Source organism: Sphingomonas sp. Leaf22, from assembly GCF_001421715.1.
Classification (GTDB): Bacteria; Pseudomonadota; Alphaproteobacteria; order Sphingomonadales; family Sphingomonadaceae; genus Sphingomonas.
Window position 1 is genome coordinate 26,845 of the sequence record NZ_LMKP01000042.1, and the last position, 17,944, is coordinate 44,788.

At 64.8% G+C, this 17,944-nt stretch carries 23 protein-coding genes and 1 tRNA gene; 17 read left to right on the forward strand and 7 right to left on the reverse strand.

Annotation, left to right across the window (positions count from 1 at the left end; genetic code table 11):
* Nucleotides 1-308: 308 nt before the first annotated feature.
* Nucleotides 309-2,165 (forward strand): acyltransferase family protein, encoded by a 1,857-nt coding sequence (locus tag ASE70_RS15965; RefSeq protein ID WP_056506989.1) that lies wholly within the window; start codon nucleotides 309-311, stop codon nucleotides 2,163-2,165.
* 198 nt (nucleotides 2,166-2,363) lie between these two features.
* Here ASE70_RS15965 and ASE70_RS19370 read toward each other — a convergent pair whose 3' ends face one another.
* On the reverse strand, nucleotides 2,364-2,726 hold the full coding sequence (locus ASE70_RS19370; RefSeq protein WP_082451077.1) for a helix-turn-helix domain-containing protein: 363 nt from the start codon (nucleotides 2,724-2,726) through the stop codon (nucleotides 2,364-2,366).
* A 27-nt stretch (nucleotides 2,727-2,753) separates the two neighbouring features.
* On the opposite strand from ASE70_RS19370, the gene ASE70_RS19375 reads away from it, so the two are divergent.
* The 11 genes from ASE70_RS19375 (at nucleotide 2,754) to ASE70_RS16010 (ending at nucleotide 9,596) form a co-directional block, all read left to right on the forward strand.
* Nucleotides 2,754-3,071, forward strand: a complete 318-nt coding sequence (locus ASE70_RS19375; protein ID WP_082451078.1) for a transcriptional regulator — start codon at nucleotides 2,754-2,756, stop codon at nucleotides 3,069-3,071.
* 354 nt (nucleotides 3,072-3,425) lie between these two features.
* Nucleotides 3,426-3,893 (forward strand): hypothetical protein, encoded by a 468-nt coding sequence (locus tag ASE70_RS15970; RefSeq protein ID WP_056506992.1) that lies wholly within the window; start codon nucleotides 3,426-3,428, stop codon nucleotides 3,891-3,893.
* Nucleotides 3,894-3,989: 96 nt separating this feature from the next.
* Nucleotides 3,990-4,358: a hypothetical protein gene (locus ASE70_RS15975; RefSeq protein ID WP_056506995.1), complete on the forward strand. Its 369-nt coding sequence runs from the start codon at nucleotides 3,990-3,992 to the stop codon at nucleotides 4,356-4,358.
* Complete coding sequence (locus tag ASE70_RS15980; protein WP_156356309.1) at nucleotides 4,358-4,534, forward strand: hypothetical protein; 177 nt, start codon at nucleotides 4,358-4,360, stop codon at nucleotides 4,532-4,534. The genes ASE70_RS15975 and ASE70_RS15980 overlap by 1 nt, the downstream gene beginning before the upstream one ends.
* Nucleotides 4,534-4,752, forward strand: a complete 219-nt coding sequence (locus tag ASE70_RS20025) for a hypothetical protein (RefSeq protein ID WP_156356310.1) — start codon at nucleotides 4,534-4,536, stop codon at nucleotides 4,750-4,752. Before ASE70_RS15980 ends, ASE70_RS20025 begins: the two co-directional genes overlap by 1 nt.
* A gap of 101 nt (nucleotides 4,753-4,853) precedes the next feature.
* The gene (locus ASE70_RS20030) at nucleotides 4,854-4,997 is read left to right on the forward strand and encodes a hypothetical protein (RefSeq protein WP_156356311.1); all 144 of its coding nucleotides are present in this window, start codon (nucleotides 4,854-4,856) and stop codon (nucleotides 4,995-4,997) included.
* Nucleotides 4,994-5,728 (forward strand): hypothetical protein, encoded by a 735-nt coding sequence (locus tag ASE70_RS15990; RefSeq protein WP_056507002.1) that lies wholly within the window; start codon nucleotides 4,994-4,996, stop codon nucleotides 5,726-5,728. The genes ASE70_RS20030 and ASE70_RS15990 overlap by 4 nt, the downstream gene beginning before the upstream one ends.
* Nucleotides 5,725-5,985 (forward strand): hypothetical protein, encoded by a 261-nt coding sequence (locus ASE70_RS15995; RefSeq protein ID WP_056507005.1) that lies wholly within the window; start codon nucleotides 5,725-5,727, stop codon nucleotides 5,983-5,985. The genes ASE70_RS15990 and ASE70_RS15995 overlap by 4 nt, the downstream gene beginning before the upstream one ends.
* Entirely contained in the window at nucleotides 5,982-6,362 is a 381-nt protein-coding gene (locus tag ASE70_RS20465) for a hypothetical protein (protein WP_200925659.1), read from the forward strand. The genes ASE70_RS15995 and ASE70_RS20465 overlap by 4 nt, the downstream gene beginning before the upstream one ends.
* Entirely contained in the window at nucleotides 6,359-8,104 is a 1,746-nt protein-coding gene (locus ASE70_RS16005; RefSeq protein ID WP_056507009.1) for a ParB/RepB/Spo0J family partition protein, read from the forward strand. The genes ASE70_RS20465 and ASE70_RS16005 overlap by 4 nt, the downstream gene beginning before the upstream one ends.
* Nucleotides 8,105-8,261: 157 nt before the next feature.
* Nucleotides 8,262-9,596, forward strand: coding sequence for a hypothetical protein (locus ASE70_RS16010; protein WP_056507013.1), 1,335 nt, complete (start codon nucleotides 8,262-8,264; stop codon nucleotides 9,594-9,596).
* Between the two features lie 16 nt (nucleotides 9,597-9,612).
* Here the strand turns inward: ASE70_RS16010 and ASE70_RS16015 are convergent.
* A tRNA-Ala gene (locus tag ASE70_RS16015) sits at nucleotides 9,613-9,688 on the reverse strand.
* A gap of 248 nt (nucleotides 9,689-9,936) precedes the next feature.
* On the opposite strand from ASE70_RS16015, the gene ASE70_RS16020 reads away from it, so the two are divergent.
* The gene (locus ASE70_RS16020) at nucleotides 9,937-11,196 is read left to right on the forward strand and encodes a DUF2171 domain-containing protein (protein ID WP_056507016.1); all 1,260 of its coding nucleotides are present in this window, start codon (nucleotides 9,937-9,939) and stop codon (nucleotides 11,194-11,196) included.
* Between the two features lie 106 nt (nucleotides 11,197-11,302).
* Nucleotides 11,303-12,292: an NADP-dependent oxidoreductase gene (locus tag ASE70_RS16025; protein ID WP_082451079.1), complete on the forward strand. Its 990-nt coding sequence runs from the start codon at nucleotides 11,303-11,305 to the stop codon at nucleotides 12,290-12,292.
* A 322-nt stretch (nucleotides 12,293-12,614) separates the two neighbouring features.
* On the opposite strand, the gene ASE70_RS16030 is transcribed toward ASE70_RS16025, so the two are convergent.
* The 4 genes from ASE70_RS16030 to ypfJ are packed head-to-tail and all read right to left on the reverse strand — an operon-like array spanning nucleotide 12,615 to nucleotide 14,596.
* Nucleotides 12,615-12,794 carry a hypothetical protein gene (locus ASE70_RS16030; protein ID WP_055996041.1) on the reverse strand — a complete coding sequence of 60 codons (180 nt, stop codon included), beginning with the start codon at nucleotides 12,792-12,794 and terminating at the stop codon, nucleotides 12,615-12,617.
* Nucleotides 12,795-12,804: 10 nt separating this feature from the next.
* Nucleotides 12,805-13,254 carry a YaiI/YqxD family protein gene (locus ASE70_RS16035; protein ID WP_082451089.1) on the reverse strand — a complete coding sequence of 150 codons (450 nt, stop codon included), beginning with the start codon at nucleotides 13,252-13,254 and terminating at the stop codon, nucleotides 12,805-12,807.
* Nucleotides 13,254-13,721 carry a GreA/GreB family elongation factor gene (locus ASE70_RS16040; protein ID WP_056507024.1) on the reverse strand — a complete coding sequence of 156 codons (468 nt, stop codon included), beginning with the start codon at nucleotides 13,719-13,721 and terminating at the stop codon, nucleotides 13,254-13,256. The genes ASE70_RS16035 and ASE70_RS16040 overlap by 1 nt, the downstream gene beginning before the upstream one ends.
* Nucleotides 13,721-14,596, reverse strand: a complete 876-nt coding sequence (gene ypfJ / locus ASE70_RS16045; protein ID WP_056507026.1) for a KPN_02809 family neutral zinc metallopeptidase — start codon at nucleotides 14,594-14,596, stop codon at nucleotides 13,721-13,723. The genes ASE70_RS16040 and ypfJ overlap by 1 nt, the downstream gene beginning before the upstream one ends.
* A 128-nt stretch (nucleotides 14,597-14,724) precedes the next feature.
* Between ypfJ and ASE70_RS16050 the strand changes: the two genes are divergently transcribed.
* The 3 genes from ASE70_RS16050 to ASE70_RS16060 are packed head-to-tail and all read left to right on the forward strand — an operon-like array spanning nucleotide 14,725 to nucleotide 17,323.
* Nucleotides 14,725-15,885, forward strand: coding sequence for a patatin-like phospholipase family protein (locus ASE70_RS16050; protein ID WP_056507030.1), 1,161 nt, complete (start codon nucleotides 14,725-14,727; stop codon nucleotides 15,883-15,885).
* 3 nt (nucleotides 15,886-15,888) lie between these two features.
* A complete protein-coding gene (locus tag ASE70_RS16055) occupies nucleotides 15,889-16,674 on the forward strand; it encodes a 3-hydroxybutyrate dehydrogenase (protein WP_056507033.1) in 786 nt (261 codons plus the stop codon).
* 7 nt (nucleotides 16,675-16,681) lie between these two features.
* Nucleotides 16,682-17,323, forward strand: coding sequence for a DUF4893 domain-containing protein (locus tag ASE70_RS16060; protein WP_056507036.1), 642 nt, complete (start codon nucleotides 16,682-16,684; stop codon nucleotides 17,321-17,323).
* Between the two features lie 60 nt (nucleotides 17,324-17,383).
* Here ASE70_RS16060 and ASE70_RS16065 read toward each other — a convergent pair whose 3' ends face one another.
* A complete protein-coding gene (locus ASE70_RS16065; RefSeq protein ID WP_056394601.1) occupies nucleotides 17,384-17,848 on the reverse strand; it encodes a hypothetical protein in 465 nt (154 codons plus the stop codon).
* Between the last annotated feature and the right edge of the window lie 96 nt (nucleotides 17,849-17,944).

A 17,944-nucleotide genomic window follows, 5' to 3' on the forward strand; every position in this document is an offset into this window, starting at 1 on the left:
CGTCTGCTGCGTTTGCGACATCGTTCAGGTTTAGATCGCCATTGTGTTTCCGCCAACCGTCCAATGGCCGGACATCCGCGCGCCGGACGTACGCTCCGCCGCTCGTCCACGAGATCAACGAAAACCGTTAGTTCCTAGCGGGGCACGAAGACAGCTTACCCAAGCGGTACCCGTGCCAATCGATCGATTATACGCATTCGCGTCATCGACTGCCTTACAAAGAAGCGTCTGGAGATTAAGGCCCTTACGCGGATCTCGCGGAGCCCATGGCAGAGCTGCGCTGATTCGGGTTCGGACAAGGGGGTTGAATGCAGTACCGGAATGATATCGATGGTCTGCGTGCGGCCGCGATCGTGCCGATCTTGCTATTCCATGCGGGCGTATCAACGCTGCACGGTGGGTTCGTTGGCGTAGACATATTTTTCGTCATATCCGGCTTTTTGATTACTTCCATCATCACCCAAGATCTGGACGCTGGAACGTTCTCCATAGCGACCTTTTACAAACGCCGCGCGGTTCGCATTCTACCGGCGTTGGCGCTGATGCTGCTCGGGACGCTGATTGCAGGCAAATTCCTCCTACTGGCGGTCGAACTACGCGACCTTGGAAGGAGTGCCGCTGCCGCGATAGCGTTCGTTGCGAACATCCATTTCTGGCTAACCGTCAATTACTTCGATTCCGGATCGGAAACGAAGCTACTGCTCCACACGTGGTCCCTAGGCGTAGAAGAACAGTTCTACATCTTCTTCCCATTCTTCGTGTTGCTCATGCATCGCTGGCTCCCGCGTTACATGAAGGTTGCCGTAGTGCTCGCGACGGTTCTCTCGTTCGCACTGTCGATGTATTTCAGCCGGACAGAACCTACCGCCGCGTTCTACCTGATCCCGATGCGCGCATGGGAGCTGGGAATAGGCGCGCTAATTGCACTGAACGTGCTGCCCAAAATCGCCTCGAAGCATGCGCGGAACGTCGCCGCCGTGGTTGGCGCGGCACTGGTGTTGTTCGCCGTATTCAAAATCCGGCCGGATTATGCGTTTCCTGCACCGTGGGCGTTGTTGCCCTGCTCCGGCGCGGCACTGCTGATAGCGTATGGACGCGATGCGGTGACGGCTCGCATGCTGGCGTGGCAGCCGGTCCGCGCTGTCGGTCTCATTTCCTATTCACTGTACCTTTGGCACTGGCCGATCATCACACTTTATCGGCTGAACTACGGCATGGAGATAAGCACCGGCGGGAAGGTTCTCGTCGTTGCGTTATCGTTCGCTGCCGCGACGGTTTCGTATTTTCTGGTCGAGCAACCTTTCTTGCGACGGCACCGTCAGACGCGTTCTCGGACGGTATTGATCGCGGGCGGGGTTGCCGTGGCGTCGGTCGCCGGCGCGTCGCTTCTCGTAAGCTCGCAGGCAGCTGCGATCGTGCAGCACCCCGCGTCAGTCGATCTTGTCGGAAGCTATGCCGACTATCGGACGAAACCCCAGCACCCTTACCAGTTTCGAGGGGGCACGTGCTTCGCGAGTGAAGGGCAGCAATACGATCGCGCGCGTTGCCTGACGCTTCGGACTGGACAGCCGAATGTGATCGTCATGGGCGATAGCCACGCTGCACAATATTGGCGGGCAATCGCGTTACGCTTCCCCCAGGTGAACGTCGTCCAAGCAACTGCGTCGGGATGCAGGCCGACCCTTGCGTTCAAGGGTCGCGACCGATGTGTTTCCGTGATGAAACTGGTTTTGAACGATATTGTCCGTCGCCCTGACGTTGTGGGTGTCGTTCTCGCTGGTCGTTGGCGGGGAAGCGAAGTTGCCTCGCTCATCGACACCGTTTCCTACCTTCGGAAGCTTGGCTTGGCCGTGACCGTCATCGGCCCGACCACCGAGTACAGCGTCGACATGCCGCGGGTACTGGCTCGTTCAATGTTGGCCGGGGATCCTTCCCGTATCAGTGCCCTTATCAAACGCAGTCGGTTTGATCTGGATCGACGGATGAAGCCACTCGTTGAAAACGCCGGCGGCCAGTATCTTTCCGAAACTGAACTCGAATGCCCCAAGCGCAAGTGCCAGCTGTTCGACGGCGATGGTGGACCTTACCACTTCGATTACGGCCACCTCACATTCACCGCCTCCAAGGAGGTCATTCGAAGCTTGGGGAGCATAACGGCAAAGTGATCAGCGGCGGACACGCCGTCCGCCGTCATGATCTGACGGGCGCGGTACTTCGTGCTTTCGGGGACAGTGGGGCAGGGGCGTACCCGGACGATACCCGCAATTAACTGGTCGCTGCCTTTCATGAAATCGATGACCCTTTGCCTGCCGGTAAGTTAGCCGACGAAGACCACGGTCGCGATCATGAAAGGTCCTGCTCGCTCATGGGTTCGCGCTCCTCGGTAGGTTCATGCCAGTGATCATGGTCCGGCCGATCTGCATCAACGCGGCACGATTCGGCACGTCGAGGGCGTCGAAGATGGCCAGCCATTCGGTCTGCTCTTGCGTCAGCATGGGTGGTTCAGGAGCATCACGATCGGGATCGTCCACTTCACCGGTCAAATAGGCGGGCGTCGTACCCAGCTCGCGTGCAATGACGTGCAGATGTGAAGAAGAGCGCGACTTTCCACTGAGAAGTCCGCCGATTGTTCCCTGTGTGATGTGCGCACGGCGCGCCAGCTCGGACTGGCTAAGGCCAACTTCCGACAGCCTCGCTCTCAGCCTATCGCTGATCAATACCGCCATGACGAATGGTCTATTGCAATCGCAATAATGTGCGATCTGATTTTTCCATTTGACGTAACTAAAGCAATTGCAATAGCTAGGGGTATGGGAATCGAAGCCGACCTCACAACCCCGCTCGCAGAAGCGGTTCGTCGTGCGGGATCGCAATCGGCGTTCGCGCGCATTATCGGTCGCAGTCAGACGTACGTCTTTCAGCTGCTACAGAGCGGAAAGCCCCTAGCGGCCGAGTGCGTCTTGCTGGCGGAAGCTGGTACCGGTGTACCAAAAGAGCGATTGCGCCCTGATTTGTTTGCACAAGCGACGACGGTGTCTGAGATCGCTGCCAATGGCGGCGCGCCGGCGTGATGTGCTTCCGCGACCGCACCTTCTGCGATGCCGTTTGCGGTTGCCGCGACTGCGGCACGCGCCTGACCGACGCAGTCCAGCGCGCAGCAGACGCATCGTGGGTAGGCCAGCGCGGCCCGGTGCCTATCTCAGTGGCCGACCGTTCGGCCGGCTGTCCTGATTTCCTGCCGGCAGGCCGGCAATGACCATCCCCCACGCCTTTCCCCCTTTCGGCCGCCCGAACAACGGCCGGAAACTGCGCCCGGTCGCCCTGTATCGTACCGGCCGGGCGCAGGCACCGCGCTGTCATACCTCCCTAGGCGCGGGCGGGGCCGGTCGTATGCGACGATCGGCCCCGTATTTCGGGACACGCGCATGACCACGGCGTGCGAACCCCTTTCGATTGAGCAGACGCTGCGCGACGTCGTCGAGGCGCTGTCGATCGAGCGTGCTGTCGAGATTACCGGTCGCAGCCCCCAGTATCTGCGCGCCCTGTCGCACCCGGAGAAGCGCGAGCAGCTGACTTGCCGCGATGCCGTGCTGCTGGATGCCGCGCACGACAGCATCGTTGGTGGCCGCCCGATCCATGACATGATGGCGCTGATGATCGACGACAGCGGCTCCGGCACCCTGTCGTGCGAACGCCAGCTCATGGACGCCACCATCGACGCTTTCCGCGAATCGAGCGAGGCCCATGCCGCGCTCCTCGAAGCGAGCCTTCCGAACGCCTCTCCCGCAAAACGCCGCAAGGCGATGCGCGAGCTGCTGCAAGCCTTCTCGGCCAAGCGCAGGATCATGCCGATCCTTCAGAAAATGATGCAACCACCGGGGCAGTCCCCGTGATCTGACGCCGACGTCGGCCTGACCACCTAACCGATCCCGCCCCGGTTCGCGACCACCCCGGTTCGCGAAGCGGATTTCTGCTGCCCGGAGACTTTCGTGACCCTGACCCCCGGAGCGTACCTGAAGTGTCGACGCACTGCGTCCGGAAAGTCGCACGAAGACGTCGTCGACGTCATCGAGACTGATCCGGCCTTGTCGCAGGCAGAGCGGGTCGAATGGCTGAAGATGATCGAGGCCGATCTCGTCGCGGTGCGCTGGTCGACGATCGTCGCCCTGCGGCAACAATTCCCGTTCGATCTCGCGGTCCTCGAACGGCTGTCGCTGATCCAAGACGGGTACGACCTGCCCTTGCCCCGCCTGTGCCGGATCTGCGCATCGAGCGACACAGGGCCGCTCGGGATCGCCGTGCCGGCATGGGGCTGGGACGCGCCGGACCTCTGCATTTCTTGCGCGAGCGCGACCTGATGCGCCCGCTCACCCCGTTGAACCGCAATTTCCTGCGCGCTTCCGCGCTGCTGACCGGCCTTGCCACCGGCTTCGGCATCGTCGGCCGCGCGCCGCTCGCCGTCATCGCCGCCGGCCTCGCCTGCCTGCTGGCGCTCACCACGCTTCGCAACCTCAACCGGAATGGAGACCGCTGATGCCCCGCGTTCGCCCGTTTTCCCCGCGTCACGACCAGGCTCCGCGCCGGGTGACGACGATCCACCTGACCGACTGCAACTGTCCCGATTGCGACGCCGATTATCACCGGAAGGCCGCGATCGAGACAGTCGCAATGTTCACCGTCGGATTGATCGCCGCGCTGGTGACCGATTGGCTGGTCGGCGGCCCCGGTATCCAGATCATGGTCGGACTGTGATGGGTGCGTTTACGGCCAGGCCGCTCCGGACCCTGATCCTTTTCGATCGCTTCAAAGAAGCAAGTCTGTTGCGCGTCCTTCCTACGTCCACTTTCACGGGCATGGCCGAAGCCATCTGCGACGCTCCGTCGGTACTGCGGACCTTCGCGGCACCCGAATGGAGCGAGCTGAACGAGGATGGGAAGCAGTGGGTGGCAGCTATCGTCCGCGAGGCGCTGGCCGTAGCGGCAGAGCGCGCCCTGTGACCGCCGCCTCCTCCCGCACTAATCCTGTTCGCGCCAAGAAACTCGCGGAGCAATGCTTCGCGGTCGCCCGGTCGACGCAGTTCGACGGTGAACGGGAGGCGGCGATTGCGCGCGGCACAGCGATCGCGGAACGGGCAGGACTGTCGCTCGACCTGTTCGATATACCGGGCCGATCGAAGCCAAGCGCTGCCGCTTCCAAACCGTCCGGGCAGAAGGGCGACGCTGGTCAGCCCGGCGGGGACGGCTCTGCGCGTCCATTCGACCACGATGTGGACGAGATGCTTCGGCGCGCAAGGGCGACGAGGGACGGTTGGTTCAGCGACGGTTGGTACCGACAGACTAGCGAGCAGGCCTTCAAGAATTTCCGCGAATCCATGGACCGAGCGCGCGAAAGAACGGGCGCGCGTGGTGACGAGACGCCATACGACGCCGCCCGGCGCAACTTCGATGAACAGACCGCCGCGGCGGCCGAGCGCGATCGGGCTGCTGGTCGACGTGGCTCGGCCGCACCGGACCGCGAGAGGCTTCGGCGCATCGATCTGCACGGCCGGTGGCCATCAATCGACGCCGTGCTCAACGCGCTCCGCGCCCGGCGCGTGCATATCGTTCCTGTAGAAAGCAGGGTCTCGTCGCACGGCGAGACGATGCCGCTGTGGCTCATGACCGCACCTGGCATCGCAGTGCTTGACCAATGGTCGCTGCGCGAGCTGGCCGATGAGGCAATCCGGTGAAGCTCGGCATCAACCAACGTCGCGTCTTCAACGTGCTGGAAGCGCTCGCGGCCGAAAACGCTGCATGCCCAACCAACGCCGCGCTCGCCGAGCGGATCGGCAGCGATACGTCCGACGCGGCAAAGGCGTTCGGTGACCTCCGGCGGTTGGGTGTCATCGATGTCGTGACCGTGCATGCGAAGCGGCAGGTGACGATCGTCGCCACCGGCGCACAGACCGCTCCGATCGAGAGCAAGCGCGGGACCGTCAACGCATGACCCGCGCTACCACCCGAAGGCGCGATACCACGGCAGGCTGCTTCGTCTGCCATGGCGACGCCGCGTTCTGGACCAGCGCCAACGCGCAGGCGCTGGCCGCGCAGCATCACGACCGCACCGGGCATCAGACTTGGTGCCGCATCGCCATGTCGGTGACCTATGGCAGCGACGCCGGCGACGATCGCCAAATCGACATCGAGGACGCGATCGCGTCCGCCAGTTCGGGGGGCAGGCCGGAAGCCGCCCCCCTCACCGATCCCGACGCACCGGCGGATGCCCTCGCCGGTGTGAGCGCACACGAAGGCCGCCCGGTCGAGACGCGCAGGCTCATGCCGCGCGGCGCTCGCGGCCGCAAGCCGGAGACTATCGCAGCATGACCGCCGTGACGAAAACCGCTCGACCCAAGCTGACCATCGCCGGCCCCAAGGCCGCGCCAGTCGTGATCCCGTCCGCTCCTACGCCGTTCCCGCTGCGGACCTTGGTCCGCGCGGCCGAGAACGTCCGCCGCACGCGCATCGATGAAGACGTCCAGTCGCTCGCCGACGATATCCGCGCGCACGGCCTGCTTCAGTCGCTGATCGGCTACACGAACGACAACAGCCCGACCGTCCATATCGTCGGCGGCGGTCGTCGCCTCCAGGCGCTCGACCGGCTGATGTTTGACGGGGCCATCTCTGGTGATTTTCCGGTGCCGGTCCTGATCCGCGACCGGGAACTGGCGGTCGAGCTTTCGCTCGCCGAAAATATCCAGCAGCGGACGATGTCGCCCGTCGACGAGGTCTTCGGCTTCAAGGCACTGGTCGATACCGGGCACCATACGGTGTCGAGCCTCGCGAAGCGGTTCGGCTTCAGCGAGCGCCTCGTGCAGCAGCGCCTGCGCTTGGCGGCGCTGGCACCCGAGATCCTCGACGCGCTTGCCGATCGTACGATCACGCTCGATGCTGCCACTGCATACGCTGCGACGCAGGACCGAGCGTTCCAGCAGGAAATCTTTCTCGCGGAATCGAAGCGGTCACACGACGGCCATTCGGTCCGGAACATTCGCCATGCCATCGACGCGAAGGGGATGCGGACGACGCACCCGCTCTATCGCTTCGTCGGGGCCGGGACGTACGAGGCGCGCGGCGGCGGATATGAGGACGACCTGTTCCGCGACACGCCGATCGGTGCGAAGGTGCTCGCCCACCCGGTCCTGCTGCTGACGATCGCCGCCGAGCTGCTCGACGAACGCGCCGCCCCGCTGGTTGAGCATTTGCGCGCCCACAAGAACCTGTCGCCGACAATCGCCGGCCATGTCGCCGTGCCCGGGCTGGTCCTTGCGAGCTGGGGATACACCGGCCCGATACCGGCACCCAATGGCTGCGTGATCATCAATACCGCCAATCAGGAATCGATGTGGCAGCGCATCCGCGCCGAGGAAATCCCCGTGCACGTCCTCGTCGGGATCAGCGAGACCGGCGAGCTGATGCACTGGCCGAAGACCGTCGCCGTCCCGAAGGAACAGCGCGAGACGGTCGCACTGTCGACGCGGCAGTCGAGCGAGCCGCACAACCTCGTCACGGCCGAGCAGCTTGCCGAGATCAAGCGCACCCGTGGCATTATCCGCTGGTCGCGCCGCCTCGCCCTGAATGCGCTCGGCGGATCGCCGCTGTTCGCCAGCACGCCGCTGGAAGGTCGTGCCTACTGGACCGGCCAAGATGGCGAGTCGACGTCGATCGGCGGCGTGCAGGGCGTACTGGTACCGGTCAACATTTTCGTCGCCGAACCGGAGATCGCCGCGCAACGGAAGGCCGGCGAGCGACGGCATGACGAGGAAGAGGCCGAGGCCAATCGCCGGCAGGCCGAACGACAGGCCGCTGAGGAAGCCGAGCAGCAGCGTTGGGAGGCGCTGTACGCCATGGACCCGCCGGCGATCGTCGCCCTCGATGGCGCTGCATGGGCGCGCGACGAAGACGGCCGGTACGGTTCGACGGTCGACGAGGCCGAGCCCTTCGACAGCTGGCATCAGCTGCTCGACGTCGCCGACAGCGAAGGCATCGAGATCGGCGCGACCTTCACCACCCGCGAAGCATGGGAAGCCGCGTTGGCAGCGGCCAAAACCGCAGGAGCAACGCCATGAGCGCACCTATCGTCCGCCTGGATCGCCGGCTCAGTCGAGCCTGCGAGCTGGGCAAAGGGATCAGCCTGTCCGCCGCCGATCTCGACCTGCTTACCAATCTCGGCATCTTTGACCTAACCGGCCCCGCCAAAACAAAATTTCACGAGGAACAGTCACTGTGCCGGATCGCGCGCCGCCAATCTATCGACGGGGGAAATACTGGCTCGACTGGGACAGGCGGGCGGACGACACTCTCCGTAGTCCCTACCTCACCATCTTCTGGTACGACCTCGACGCTCGACGTGTCCGCAGCGCATCGACGCGCACGGCGGACGAGGGCGACGCGATCCTAGCGCTCGATCGCCGGTATCTCTCTGACGCGTCGGAAAGCCCGGCATTCTGTCACGCTTGCGGTCAACCGATTGCCAGGGCCGAGCAATATCTGCTGACCGACGCGATCGCTGATTACCGGCTCGAATGGGGCGACAACCGCGCCTCGGCCGAGGCGATCGAAATGCGCCTGAATCATACGCTGGATTTCCTCGAATCGCAGGACGCGATCGGCGGCAAATTTGGCGTCGCGACGACCTGCGCGGTCGCCTGCACGACGTCGTTCGCGAATGCGTTGCGCGAATGGTCCGGGGCACAGCCGGTTGTCTGGCGCAACGGGGAAGGGGAGATCACGAAGTCGCGCCCGCGCTCACCGGCAGCGACTGAGACGGTAATCGCGCAGACCGCCGCCGTGCTGAATCACGCTGCAAACGCTGATCCGCCCCGATCCGACAAGCGGCCGACCTATCGGGCGTTGCCGGCGAAAAAGGTTCAGCGGAAACGCCGCAGCCGTGTTGGTGTGCCGGAGCTGGCGCGAATGGTCGCCTATGCCGCCGCCGATCCGCAACGGGCTTCGCTGCATGCGTTCCTGATCGCCTCGATCTGCACGATCGCGCGCCCGGGCGCGGTCGTCGACATTTGCGTCGCTCCCGACCGTCAACAGTGGGCACTGGGCAGCGAGACGATCGACCTCAACCCGGCCGGCCGGGTCCAGAACAAGAAGGCGCGGCCGCTGCTGCCCGTCCTGCCGCTGCTCGCGCAATGGCTCCAGGCGGAATGGGTCACGTACCACAAGCTACCGGCCAACGACCGCGTCGGCCGCGGCTACCTCGTCAACTATTACGGCCGCCCCATCCGCAACGTCGCCCGCGCGTGGGATACCATGCTTGCGGAGCTGGAATTGCCGACCGGGCGGGAATGGCAGTCGTACATTCTGCGGCACAGTCTGGCGACGATCGTGCGGAAGCGCGGCGCGACCGCTTGGGATCTGCAAGGCTTCATGGGTCACCGGTTGCCGAGCCAGACAGAAATCTACGCCGAAGGTGATTTCGCCTCGGCGCAGACCGCTCTTCAGAGCGTGATCGACGAGATCGAGCAGCTTGCTCCGGGTGCCCTGCACCGGACGACCACCGGAGAAGCTGCCGCTCCTACTCTGGAAGGGAGATCGAAAATGTCCGGATAAAAGAAAAGGATAGGGGTGGTGGAGCTGAGGGGAATCGAACCCCTGACCTCTGCAGTGCGATTGCAGCGCTCTCCCATCTGAGCTACAGCCCCGCCCCTCATCCGGCCATGCCGGGGCCTTTTCTGTAGCGGGCGGTTTTGGCGGATGCAACGGGTCTCGCGCGGTCGCAGCGACAAAATCCGACCGCCCGATCGCAGGGCGATCGATCGCTCCCGCGGTGCTCTTCGTCGCGGCCCATGATCCCGATTGGAACCAACCGCAGGGTCGGCGCTTGTTCGCATACGACATGGCAGCCCGCGCTGCTGCGCCGCGATAACATGAACATCTGCAGGAGATTTCCATGGGTTATGATCGCTATCCGCGCAACGAAGACTCATCGTGGAACGACCGCTCGGGCGACGACGGACGCTCGCGCGACCGCGACGATCGTTCGCGCAGCAGCTATGGTGGTTCGCAGGGTTATGGCAGCGCACAGGGCTCGCGCGGCTATGGCGAGCAGAATTACGGCGGGTCGTCGTCGCAGCGTGACGACCGTGACGGCGGGCGCAGCCGGGACTATTACGGCAGTTCGTCGGGCAGCCGTTCCTCGGGCTCGACCTATGGTGCCGACCGGAACCGTGGCTATGCCAGCCGCGACTTCGACTATAGCGACCGCGGGTCCAGCAGCTATGGATCGCAGGGTGACCGCTATCAGGGCGGCTATGGCAATGACGAGAACCGCTATGGTACCGACAACCGCTATGGCGAACGGAACCGCGGCGACAACCGCTATGGCACGGACCGCAACCAGGACCGCAACCGCAGCGATCGGGACTATGATGCCGAGGATCGCGGTTTTCTCGCACGGGCCGGGGACGAAGTCCGGTCGTGGTTCGGCGACGAAGACGCGGAACGTCGGCGCGAGCGCGACCAGCGCTATGACGAGCAGATGTCGCGCTATGACGACCGGCACAGCGACCATGCCTATCGCTCGTGGCGCGACACGCAGGTCAGCGCGTTCGACCGCGACTATGACGAATATCGCCAGGAAAACGCGACCCGTTTCCAGAACGAATTCACCGCGTTCCGGACCGAGCGTCAGACGCAGCGCGATAGCCTGACCCGGGTTACCGAGCATATGGAAGTGCTCGGCTCCGATGGCGAGCATGTCGGCGTCGTCGACAAGGTGCGCGGCGATCGTATCATCCTGACCAAGAGCGATGCCGCCGCTGGTGGCCATCATCACTCGATCCCGTCGCGCTGGGTCGAATCGATCGATGACAAGGTGAAGCTGCGCAAGACCGCCAGCGAAGCCAAGAAGGCATGGCGCGACGAGGAAGAGCAGCAGGCAATGTTCGGCGGCCAGTCGTCGCAGCAGCGCGGTTATGGCAACGACCGCTTCGGCAACGATCGCAACACCGACACCAACCGCACGACCGGTCAATATGGCAGCGGATCGACCGCGACCACCGGTCAGGCGCTCGGTTCGGGCACGTCGACCACGGCCGGCCCCGGCATCGGTGGCACGTCCAATACCGGCACGACCGGCATCGGCACGTCCGCTACGTCGTCGAGCGACAGTGAAACGAACCTCAATCGCAGCTTCCCCGGAACCTACTGATCGGTTCGCAGCGGCGACAGGCGGAGGGGGTCGGGAAACCGGCCCCCTTTGCTTTGGGCGTGCTGCACCTTACGTAGCGGATCGAAACTGATATGGAGACGTGAGCATGGCAAAGGCTTGGCATCTGGTGCGACGGCCGAACGGAATGCCGGTGGCGGAGGATTTCGCACTGCGCGACCTGCCGACGCGCGAACTGGCGGACGGCGAGGTGCGCGTCGCCAATCGCTGGCTGTCGGTCGATCCCTATATGCGCGGGCGGATGAACGACGGCAAAAGCTATGTCCCGCCCTTCGCGCTGGATGCGCCGATGGACGGGGGCGCGGTCGGTGAGGTGATCGAGAGCCGGGCGGCGGAGTTGCCGGTCGGTACGCGGGTCCAGCACATGGCGGGATGGCGGGACGAGGCGATCGTCACCGCCAAGGGCGTGCAGAAGCTGCCCGACCTCGGCATCCCCGATCAGGCGTTTCTGGGCGCGCTCGGCATGCCCGGCATGACGGCATGGTTCGGGCTGCTGGCAGTTGCGGAGGCCAGGGCCGGCGACACGGTGTTCGTCTCGGCGGCGGCCGGTGCGGTCGGATCGACCGTGGTGCAGATCGCCAAGGCGAAGGGCATGACCGTCATCGGTTCGGCCGGCGGTACCGACAAGACCGATTGGGTCCGCTCGCTCGGGGCCGACCACGTCCTCGATTACAAGGGCGACGTCCCGTTGGTGAAGGCGCTGGGCGCGGCCGCACCGGACGGTATCGACGTCTATTTCGACAATGTCGGCGGCGACCATCTCGACGCGGCGCTGGCCCATGCGAAGCAGGGCGCGCGCTTCGCGATCTGCGGCATGATCGACGGCTATAACGCGTCGCAGCCGACCAGCCTGCGCTATCTGATGCGAGTGATCGCCGCGCGTATCCGCGTGCAGGGCTTCATCGTCAGCGATTTCATGAACCGCATCGGCGAATTTCATCAGGGAATGGGCGAGATCGTCGCGAGCGGCAAGTTCCAGCGCGAAGAGACGGTGGTCGACGGGCTGGAAGCGACGCCCGACGCGTTCCTTGGCCTGTTCAGTGGCAAGAACAAGGGCAAGATGCTGGTTAAGCTCTAAATTCCTCCCCGCCTTGCGGGGAGGGGGACCGCCGCGAAGCGGTGGTGGAGGGGGTTCGCCGTGGTACGCATGGCTTCCGTAAGCGGACACCCTCTTCCACCAGCCTGCGGCCAGTCCTCCTTCGTATCGGGAGGATTCAGGCGGGATCGACATTCGGTTCGCTGGACGCAGGAATAGCGTTCGATCCCCGTTCGTCACTCCGGCGCAGGTGGCAGTCCCTATACGCCAGCGTCGCGGATCGAGCCGAACCGTCGGTGTGTATGGATTCCCGCCTGCGCGGGAATGACGAAATTCCGCGATTATCGGCGAATTTCGATCGATCCTAATGCAGCTTGGTGATCTTCAACCCGTCTTCCTTTGCGCGCTGCTTGATCGATTCCTCGCTGCGCGTCAGCGCCTTGGCGAGCGCCTTCAGCGCCATGCCCTTGCCGGCAAGCTGGTGCAGCTTCTGGATTTCATCGGGTCGCCAGGGCTGGCGGTGACGTTCGAATTTTTCGGCCATGGCGTTGCTCCTAACGACCCCGTGCCAGCCGGACCAGCGCGGCGTCGAGCGATTGCAGGAAGCGCGATCGATCGGTCTTGCCGAACGGCGGCGGGCCGCCCAGTTGCTCGCCGCCCGCGCGCAGGTCGGCCATGATCGCCCGCGTCGCGATCGCGCCGCCGATCGACGCGCCGGTGAACGGCTTGCCGTTGGGCGCGATGACCGTGGCTCCGGCCTTCAGACAGCGATCGGCGAGTAGGATGTCGGCCGTCACCACCACGCAGTCCCTGTCGGCTGCCTCGGCGATCCAGTCGTCGGCGGCATCGAACCCGTCCGATACCACCACCCGTTCGACCCATGGCACCAACGGCACGCGCATTTGGCTGTTGCTGACGATCGCCACGCGTGCGCCGAGACGCTCGGCGACGCGGTACACCTCGTCCTTGACCGGACAGGCATCGGCATCGACGAGAATACGGATCACGGTTCGATCGGACCCGTTTCGATCACCTCGATCGCATCGCTCCGCCCGCCGAAATCGGCCGTTTCGCCGGCCATCAGCCCGGTGAGCGCGACGGCGAGCGGTGCGGTGAACGGGATGCGCCCCGCCGCCGGATCGGCTTCGTCGCTGCCGACCAGTTCGATCGTCTTGCGCTGCCCGTTCAATCGATAGGTCACCCGCGATCCGAACGCGACCTCGTCCTCGGGGATCGGCGCGATCTCGGCGGTCGAATGCCGCGTCCGCCAATAACGCAGGTCGCGCTTGATCGCCGTCTTCCGTTCGGCGTCGCCCTCCGCTTCGGCCAGTTCGGCCTCCAGCCGCTCGACCTGACTGGCCATTGCCTGAAGCCCCCGCTGGGTCACCAGATTGGGGCCGGGCGGCAACGGCAGTTCGAAGCGCGGCTCCTTATGTTCGTCATCATCTTCCCGCCGGAACGCAACGCTCATCAGATCGCACCCGAGAAGGTGTCGCACTGCGCCGGATCGCCGCTCTGCAACCCACGCTGCAGCCACTTCATCCGCTGCGCCGACGTGCCATGGGTGAAGGTCTCGGGGGATGCACTGTTCCCCTGCAGCGTGTCGTCGCCGATCGCCTGGGCAGCGCGCAGCCCTTCTTCGATATCGCCGGGTTCGAGGCGGTTGCGGTTGCGTGCCGCCCAGACACCGGCATAGCAATCGGCTTGCAACTCCAGCCGTACCGACTGGGCGTTGCCCTGCGCCTTAGGCAGCGTCTGCTGGGCGCGGCTGACCGTTTCGGCCTGTCCGGTCAGGTTCTGGATATGATGGCCGACCTCATGCGCGATGACATAGGCCTGCGCGAAGTCACCCGCCGCGCCGAACCGTTGCGACAACTCCCGGAAAAAACTGGTGTCGAGATACACGCCACGATCCGGCGGGCAATAGAAGGGACCCATCGCCGATTGCGCCGCACCGCATCCCGACCGCGCGCCTTGTTGATAGAAGCGCATCGTCGGCAGGGGATATTGCTGCCCTTGTTCGCGGAAGATCGCCGTCCACGTCTGGTTGGTCGATTGCAGGACGCGGCAGGCGAACAACTCTTCGGCAGTGTCGCACGGAACATTGCCCTGCTGCGAACCCTGTTGCGTCGTCGGGGCCTGCCCACCGGTCAGCAGGCCACCGCCGCCCGAGAACATCAGGAAGGCGATGGCAACGACGGCAAGAATGCCGATCGTCCCGCAGCCGAGCCCACGTCCCAGCAACAATGGCAGCAAGCCCAGCAGGTTGAATCCGCCTCCGCCGCCGCCACCACCCCGGCCGAGATCCTCTACATTGCTGGCGGGATCGAGATCGTCGAGGCGCATGGGCGGCGGTCCGTTCGTTGAAGGTCCGTACTGGAATGCGCGAAACGGCACCTGCGTTGCAACCGCTGTCCACGAAATCGGTTGTAGGGGCGTTGCAACCGATTCGTATAACTCACAAAGTGTCCCCGATGGCCGAAGCCGATCCCCGCCTGCGCCGACAATCCCCGCCCGGCCTGCCGCTCCCCGACTGCGTCGCGCTGGTGTTGCAGGGCGGTGGCGCGCTCGGAAGCTATCAGGCGGGGGTGATCGAGCGGCTGGACGAGACCGGGATCGAGGTCGACTGGGTCGCCGGGATTTCGATCGGTGCGATCAACGCCGCGATCTTTGCCGGTAACCCGCCCGGACATCGCGTCGCACGACTGCGCGATTTCTGGACGCAGGCGGCGGGCGTGCTGCCATGGTTCCCGATCCTGCCCGACGACCGGGTGCGCGAATGGGTGCATGAATGGTCGGCGGGGGTGGTGCTGGCGACCGGCGTGCCCGGCTTCTTCCGCCAACGCGGGCTGCCCCCGCAATTCGCCGCCCCCGGCACGGCTGCTGCGCTCAGCTATTATGATACGACGCCGTTACGTGAAACGCTCGACCGGCTGGTCGACTGGGATCGGGTCAATGACGGACCGGTGCGGCTGTCCGTCGGGGCGGTCGATATCGAAAGCGGCAACTTCGTCTATTTCGACAGCGCGCGCGAACGCCTGGATGCGCGACACGTCATGGCGTCGGGCGCGTTGCCGCCGGGCCTGCCGCCGGTCGAGATCGACGGGCGCTGGTATTGGGACGGCGGGCTGGTATCCAACACCCCGCTGACCCACATCCTCGACCATCAGCGCGACCCGATGCTGGTGTTTCAGGTCGATCTGTTTCCCGCCGAAGCACTGTTGCCGCGCACGATCGGCGATGTCGTCGCCCGGGAAAAGGAAATCCGCTTTTCCAGCCGGACGCGACAGGTGACCGCCGACCGGCTGCGCCTGCGGCAGGAGCGCGAGCTGATCCGGCGCATGGTCGCCAAGCTGCCGGTCGAACTGCGCGACGATGCCGATGTCCGCGCGCTCGAGGCGATGGCCGACGAACACCCCTTGAGCCTCGTCCACCTGATCTATCGCGCCAATCGTTGGGAAGGCGGGGCGCGCGACTTCGAATTTTCGGCACGCGCGATGGAGGAGCATTGGGCGGCGGGTCGGGCGGCGATCGCCGACACGCTCGCCAATGCCCGCGTCGTCGCCGAAAACATCCTCGACGGTCGGACCGCGGCGTTCGACCTCACCCCGCATCTTCATCAACGCCAAGGATAATCCATGTTCCTCAAGGGCAAGACCGCGATCGTCACCGGCTCCACCTCCGGCATCGGCCTCGCCTATGCGAAGGCATTTGCCGCGGAGGGCGCGACCGTCGTCATCAACGGCTTCGGCGACGAGGAGAAAATCGAGGCCGAACGCGCCGCGCTGGCGCAGGCAAGCGGTGCCGAGGCGCGCTACGACAAGGCCGACATGACCAAGCCGGACCAGATCGCGGCGATGGTCGACAAGGCGGCGGCGGAGTTCGGATCGGTCGACATCGTCGTCAACAATGCCGGTATCCAGCATGTCGCGAAGATCGAGGAATTCCCGATCGACAAATGGGATGCAATCCTCGCGATCAACCTGTCATCGGCCTTCCACATGATCCGGGCCGCCGTGCCCCATATGAAGAAGGGCGGATGGGGCCGGATCATCAACACCGCGTCGGCGCACAGTCTGGTCGCCAGCCCCAACAAGTCGGCCTATGTCACCGCCAAGCACGGTCTGGCCGGGCTGACCAAGACCGTCGCGCTGGAAGTCGCGACCTTCGGCATCACCGCCAACTGCATCTCGCCCGGCTATGTCTGGACCCCGCTGGTCGAGCAACAAATTCCCGATACCATGGCCTCACGTGGCCTGACCCGCGAACAGGTGATGAACGACGTGCTGCTGGCGGCACAGCCGACCAAGGAGTTCGTCACGTCCGAACAGGTGGCAAGCCTCGCGCTCTATCTGTGCCGGGACGAGGCGAAGGCGATCACCGGCACCAACCTGTCGATCGACGGCGGCTGGACCGCGGCATGATCGCAGCATGAAGCAGAGCGCGTGCATCGCCGGGCTGATGCTCGGCCTGTCGACCGGCGGTTGTGGCGGCGGGGCAGGGGCGGCATCGGCCGGCACCGCTCCGTCGGAGCGTCCCGCCGCCGGCGACGACTGGCGGCGCGTGGCGACGCCGGCCGATCGCGATCGACTGCGGCGCTGGCGCGAGGCGTGGATGGCGGCCTTGCCCCGCGCCCGCGCGGCCGATCCGGCGGCGATCGCCGAGCAGGGTGCGTTGTTTCAGCCCGACCTCGCGCTGACCGGCACGGCTCCGTCCGGCCGCTATCGTTGCCGGGTGTTCAAACTGGGCGCGGCGGGTAGCGCGATGCGCGATTTCACCGCCTATCCGCCGTTCGACTGCAGCATCGCCGACGAAGGGCGTGTGCGCAGCTTCTACAAGGAAACCGGATCGCAGCGCCCGGTCGGGCTGTTGTTCGCCGATGGCGACCGGACGATCTTCCTCGGCACGCTGTTGCTCGGCGACGAACGGGCGGCGCTGCAATATGGGCAGGACCGCGACCGCGACATGGCGGGCGTGCTGGAACGCATCGGCGAACGGCGCTGGCGGCTGGTGCTGCCCTATCCGCGGTTCGAATCGCTGCTGGACGTGATCGAACTGGTGCCGGCGGACTGATTCTCCCGACGCACGCTGTTCGTCATTCCCGTCCGCACGGGAATGACGAACACGACTGCACTACGCCGGCAGCGTCCGCCGAACCGTCTCGTAGCAATCGTCGATATGCGAATTGCCGACCAGCTTCATCGCCCCGAAACTGATGCCCGCCGCCGCGATCTGTCCGGCGAACGGCACGAACCGCAACAACGACTTGCTGGCATAGCGCGCGCCGACCCGGCGGATCAGCATCGTCACCACCCGCCGGGTGATCGACCGGCCGATGACGCCGTTGCCCAGATTGGCGGCGATCAACAGCACCTGCTTGGCCCGATCGGGTTCGAGCGCCTGAACCTGTTTCTCGCTCAGCCCGAACCGGTCGCTTATGTCGGGCAGCAATTTCGTCAGGATATTGGCGTCGACGATCAGGTCCGCGCCGGGCACCGGCACCGCCGAAGCGCCCGCCGATACCAGCGCGCGCTTGGTCACCAGCTTGCGCGCGTCGTCGCGGACGCGGTCGAGTTCGGCGATGGTCGTGATGTGCATGATGGCCCCGTGTCGTTTCGTTGCCGCATCAACGCCGTTCTTGCCAAGCGGCTCCCGATCTTTAAGTTTGCCGATATTCGATATTTAGGACGGACC

Excerpts from the sequence above, each read along its gene's own strand:
- ASE70_RS15965 (WP_056506989.1), top strand. The coding sequence starts at position 309 with ATGCAGTACCGGAATGATATCGATGGTCTGCGTGCGGCCGCGATCGTG.
- ASE70_RS19370 (WP_082451077.1), bottom strand. The coding sequence starts at position 2,726 with ATGGCGGTATTGATCAGCGATAGGCTGAGAGCGAGGCTGTCGGAAGTT.
- ASE70_RS19375 (WP_082451078.1), top strand. The coding sequence starts at position 2,754 with ATGTGCGATCTGATTTTTCCATTTGACGTAACTAAAGCAATTGCAATA.
- ASE70_RS15970 (WP_056506992.1), top strand. The coding sequence starts at position 3,426 with ATGACCACGGCGTGCGAACCCCTTTCGATTGAGCAGACGCTGCGCGAC.
- ASE70_RS15980 (WP_156356309.1), top strand. The coding sequence starts at position 4,358 with ATGCGCCCGCTCACCCCGTTGAACCGCAATTTCCTGCGCGCTTCCGCG.
- ASE70_RS20025 (WP_156356310.1), top strand. The coding sequence starts at position 4,534 with ATGCCCCGCGTTCGCCCGTTTTCCCCGCGTCACGACCAGGCTCCGCGC.
- ASE70_RS20030 (WP_156356311.1), top strand. The coding sequence starts at position 4,854 with ATGGCCGAAGCCATCTGCGACGCTCCGTCGGTACTGCGGACCTTCGCG.
- ASE70_RS20465 (WP_200925659.1), top strand. The coding sequence starts at position 5,982 with ATGACCCGCGCTACCACCCGAAGGCGCGATACCACGGCAGGCTGCTTC.
- ASE70_RS16005 (WP_056507009.1), top strand. The coding sequence starts at position 6,359 with ATGACCGCCGTGACGAAAACCGCTCGACCCAAGCTGACCATCGCCGGC.
- ASE70_RS16020 (WP_056507016.1), top strand. The coding sequence starts at position 9,937 with ATGGGTTATGATCGCTATCCGCGCAACGAAGACTCATCGTGGAACGAC.
- ASE70_RS16025 (WP_082451079.1), top strand. The coding sequence starts at position 11,303 with ATGGCAAAGGCTTGGCATCTGGTGCGACGGCCGAACGGAATGCCGGTG.
- ASE70_RS16030 (WP_055996041.1), bottom strand. The coding sequence starts at position 12,794 with ATGGCCGAAAAATTCGAACGTCACCGCCAGCCCTGGCGACCCGATGAA.
- ASE70_RS16040 (WP_056507024.1), bottom strand. The coding sequence starts at position 13,721 with ATGAGCGTTGCGTTCCGGCGGGAAGATGATGACGAACATAAGGAGCCG.
- ypfJ (WP_056507026.1), bottom strand. The coding sequence starts at position 14,596 with ATGCGCCTCGACGATCTCGATCCCGCCAGCAATGTAGAGGATCTCGGC.
- ASE70_RS16050 (WP_056507030.1), top strand. The coding sequence starts at position 14,725 with ATGGCCGAAGCCGATCCCCGCCTGCGCCGACAATCCCCGCCCGGCCTG.
- ASE70_RS16055 (WP_056507033.1), top strand. The coding sequence starts at position 15,889 with ATGTTCCTCAAGGGCAAGACCGCGATCGTCACCGGCTCCACCTCCGGC.
- ASE70_RS16060 (WP_056507036.1), top strand. The coding sequence starts at position 16,682 with ATGAAGCAGAGCGCGTGCATCGCCGGGCTGATGCTCGGCCTGTCGACC.
- ASE70_RS16065 (WP_056394601.1), bottom strand. The coding sequence starts at position 17,848 with ATGCACATCACGACCATCGCCGAACTCGACCGCGTCCGCGACGACGCG.